1 protein-coding gene is annotated in these 1,294 nt (G+C 63.5%); it reads right to left on the bottom strand.

Annotated elements, in window-relative coordinates; genetic code table 11:
* On the bottom strand, positions 1–1,280 hold a 1,280-nt coding region (locus ACH442_RS48030), incomplete at its 3' end, for an amino acid adenylation domain-containing protein (RefSeq protein ID WP_396344927.1).
* Positions 1,281–1,294 lie beyond the last annotated feature (14 nt).

Genomic DNA, 1,294 nt, shown 5'->3' with positions numbered 1-1,294 from the left:
CCCCGCACCTTCACCTGATCATCAACCCGACCGACGAACACCACCTCACCATCAGCCGTCCACCGCACCAGATCACCCGTGCGATACATCCGCTCACCCGACACAAACGGACACGCCACAAACCGCTCAGCCGTCAACCCCGGCCGCCCCACATACCCACGCGCCAGCGCAACACCAGCCACATACAACTCACCGGCCACCCCCACCGGCACCCGATTCAAAAAACCATCCAGCACAAAAAACCGGGTATTCGCAATCGGCGAACCCACCGCAACCACCCCACCCGGCCTCAACCGAGCAGTAGCCACCCCGATCGTCGTCTCCGTCGGCCCATAATGATTGAACACCGGCCGATCACCAGCAGCCTCCAACAACTCAGCCGCCAACCCCACCGGAACCGCCTCACCACCAAGCACCAACGACCGCGCCGGCAACAAACCCCGCACACCCAACGCCGCCAGATGCGACGGAACAACCTTCACCACATCAATCCGATGCTCAGCCACATAACCAGCCACAGCCTCGGCATCCAACACCACATCAGCATCCAGAACATGCAGCTCACCACCCGTGGCCAGACTGACGAACACCACCGTGTTCCCCAAATCCGTCACCTGCGGCTGCAACAACCCATACCGCGTCCCCGCCCCACACCAACCCAACCGCTGCGACACCGACGCGACATAATTCGCCACCGCACCATGCGTCACCCCCACACCCTTCGGCCGCCCCGTCGAACCCGACGTATAAATCACATACGCCAACCCCGCCGGATCCGGCACCACCGGCGCAACCACCACCGGCGCCGCCAGCAACACCTGCGTCACCGGATCATCCAACGCCACCAACCGCGCCACACCCACCGGCAAATCACCCAACTGCTCCTCCCGGCCCAGCACCACCCCCACCCGACAATCCGCCAACATCAACGCCACCCGATCCACCGGCAACCCACCATCCACCGGCAAATACGCCGCACCCACCTTCCACACACCCAAAATCGCCGCAATCAACTCAACACCCCGCGGCAAACACAACCCCACCACCGCATCCACACCAACACCGAACCCACGCAAACAACCCGCCAACCGATCCGACCACGCATCCAACTCCGCAAACGACACCCGAACACCACCAGCCACCACCGCCACCGCATCCGGAGCAACCACCACCCACTCCCGCAACAAACCCAACACACCCACACCCACCGGCCCCACCACCCCGGCCCACCCACCCAGCAACTCCCGATCACCCGACGACAACAAATCCACCTCATGCACCCGCACATCAGGGG

Origin of the sequence: Actinoplanes sp. NPDC020271, from assembly GCF_044388125.1 — a bacterium.
Classification (GTDB): Bacteria; Actinomycetota; Actinomycetes; order Mycobacteriales; family Micromonosporaceae; genus Actinoplanes.
The sequence above is the reverse complement of the archived record's forward strand: the minus strand, read 5'-3'. Positions and strand labels throughout refer to the sequence as shown.